The following is a 2,790-nucleotide window of genomic DNA, read 5'->3' as shown; positions in this document are numbered from 1 at the left end:
ATACGCTAAGGTGCATTTGATAAAATAGTATTTGTTCTTTTTAATCATTGGAGGTATTCAAAATGGTTGTTGAAATTTTAATCCTTGTCGTTTTGATATTACTGAATTCATTTTTTGCGGCTTCTGAAATGGCCTTGGTTTCATTAAATGATAACAAAGTAAAAATGATGGCTGACAGTGGGGACAAAAAAGCAATTTTGGTACATAGACTTCTTTCAAACCCGAGTGGTTTTTTAGCTACAATTCAAATTGGAATCACATTAGCAGGATTTTTAGCAAGTGCATTTGCAGCCGGAAGCTTTGCAACTTATTTAACAGCTTGGTTAACCGAGATTGGAGTTCCTATTGCACCAGCACTTCTGGACTCTATTTCTGTAATTGTGATAACACTCATTTTATCCTACTTTACATTAGTAATAGGAGAACTTGTACCGAAAAGACTTGCATTACAAAAAGCAGAAGCAATCTCATTAACTGCTGCTAGGCCTTTAACGATACTTTCGAAGGTAACATCACCTTTTGTAAAGCTACTTACGTTATCAACGAATGGAATTGTACGCTTATTTGGAGTCGATCCTAATGCTGAAGATGAAAACGTAACAGAAGAAGAAATTCGGATGATGGTAGATGTAGGTAAAGAAAGAGGCACAATACAAGAATCAGAAAAAATCATGATTAATAATATTTTTGAATTTGATAATAAAACCGTATCAGACATTATGACACATCGGACGAATATTATTGCAATCCCACTTGACTACACATTAAAAGAAATCGTTCATCTTGTGACAGTCGAAAAATACACACGCTTTCCGGTTTATGATGAAAGCATTGACCAAATTGTTGGAATCTTACATTCAAAAGAATTGATTAAATTCGTTGATGATTGTAATGAAACTACTTTTGATTTAAAAGACCTACTTAGGGATCCTTATTTTGTTTTAGAATCAAAGCATACCAATGAATTATTTAAGGAACTACAAAAAAACAATATTCATATGGCCATAGTTATCGATGAATATGGTGGGACAGACGGGATTGTCACAATTGAGGACTTAATCGAAGAAATCGTTGGGAATATATTTGACGAATACGATGAATACACAATTGAGGACGAGGATTTTATTGAAATTGATGAAAATACATACTCGATGGCCGGAACGATCAATTTATATGAAGTTGAAGATCTTTTAAAAATTGACTTTCCAACAGATGAATACGACACTTTAAGCGGCTTTGTGATTGGTCAATTAGGGTATATTCCCTCAGGAGATGTGCATCCAGAAATTGACCACGAAAATCACACATTCAAAGTGTTAGAAATGGATGAAAAACGAATTATGAGAATAAAGGTGATTAAGAATACATCTCCATTAGATAACGAAGATGAAAAAGATTGACACTAAAAAAGGGTGTTCCAAGAAATACTGGAACACCCTTTTTTTTAAATAATACCTAAACTATCCAAAAAGACGATGATAATAACAACTGGTACTACATACCGTATTAAAAAGAACCAGGCCTTTAATAAAGAAATGGGTATACTACTTCCCATTTGCATCTCTTTAAAAAGAGTGGTACGTGGAAATTTAACTGATACAAAAAGGGAAATAAAGAAAGCTCCAATCGGTAAGAGAATGTTGCTCACAAGAAAATCTGCTAGATCAAAAATGGATTTTCCAAATAAATGAACTTCACTTAATACTCCGAAAGAAAGCGCTGACGGCACCCCTACAATAAAAATAACAAGACCTGCTATCCAGGTGTAAAACTTACGCTTTTGTTCTTCACCCTTAGTTAAGATGGCTACATTTAATTCAAGCATCGAAAATGCCGAAGTGAGAGTAGCAAATAAAAACAAGAGAAGAAAAGCGACTAAAAAGACCATTCCAAATGGCATATTGCTAAATACGGTCGGTAATACATTAAATAAGAGAACAGGTCCCGCGTCGGGCTCTAAGCCAAATGCAAACACAGCAGGAAAAATGGCCAAACCAGCCAAAAGTGTAACAAGAATATTTAATAAAACAATCGAATACGCGGACTGTACTAAGTTTTCCTTTTTCGAGAGATATGAGCTATAGGTTAACATTGTACAAGCCCCAACACTTAGTGCGAAAAAGGATTGCCCCAAGGCAAAAAGAATGGTGTCAGAAGTTAGCGATGAAAGGGATGGCTTTAAAATAAACAAGATTCCCTCAAGAGAGTTTTCAAGTGTAATTGAGCGTATGATAATGACAATAAAAAGGATGAAAAGTGCTGGCATCATCCATTTATTTGCTTTCTCTATTCCTGCTTGGACTCCTTTCGCCACGACAAGAATGGTGATTAAGATAAATACGAGTTGTGCTAAAACAACTAGCATTGGATTTGCAATTGTTTCTCCAAAAAACACCCCGTACTCTGTTTCAGTCAATCCATTCAATCTACCAATGCTTCCGCTCACCAAATAAATTAAGATCCAGCCGCCAACCACACTATAAAAAGAAAGTAATATTGCATTTGTAAAAAAACCTAAACGACCAATGATGTGCCAATTCGTGTTTGGAGCTAATTCTATGAAAGATTCAATTGCACTTTTTTGTGTCGATCTCCCTATTACAAATTCAGCTAATAAAAGTGGTAAACCGATTAACAGTGTGAAAAGAAGAAAAATAACGAAAAAAATGCCACCACCACTAGTACCTGCCACATAGGGGAATTTCCATATTGCCCCCAATCCGATAGCAGATCCTGCTGCCGCTAAAATAAAGCTTAATTTCGAAGACCATTGTTCAGATTGCTTCAATC

2 protein-coding genes are annotated in these 2,790 nt (G+C 35.3%); one reads left to right on the top strand and one right to left on the bottom strand.

Translation table 11 applies throughout. The features are described from left to right. Nucleotides 1–62: 62 nt before the first annotated feature. A complete protein-coding gene (locus tag V7147_RS16575; protein WP_335368940.1) occupies nucleotides 63–1,400 on the top strand; it encodes a hemolysin family protein in 1,338 nt (445 codons plus the stop codon). A gap of 44 nt (nucleotides 1,401–1,444) precedes the next feature. On the opposite strand, the gene V7147_RS16570 is transcribed toward V7147_RS16575, so the two are convergent. After that, a complete protein-coding gene (locus V7147_RS16570; RefSeq protein ID WP_335368939.1) occupies nucleotides 1,445–2,788 on the bottom strand; it encodes a sodium-dependent transporter in 1,344 nt (447 codons plus the stop codon). Nucleotides 2,789–2,790: the final 2 nt, after the last annotated feature.

The sequence above is a fragment of the Bacillus sp. JJ1521 genome (genome assembly GCF_036965165.1).
Taxonomy (GTDB): domain Bacteria; phylum Bacillota; class Bacilli; order Bacillales; family Bacillaceae_L; genus Ferdinandcohnia.
This window is presented reverse-complemented; position numbering and strand designations above follow the sequence as displayed.

What these genes read in the sequence shown, in the direction of transcription:
- V7147_RS16575 (WP_335368940.1), top strand. Translation starts at nt 63, where the DNA reads ATGGTTGTTGAAATTTTAATCCTTGTCGTTTTGATATTACTGAATTCA.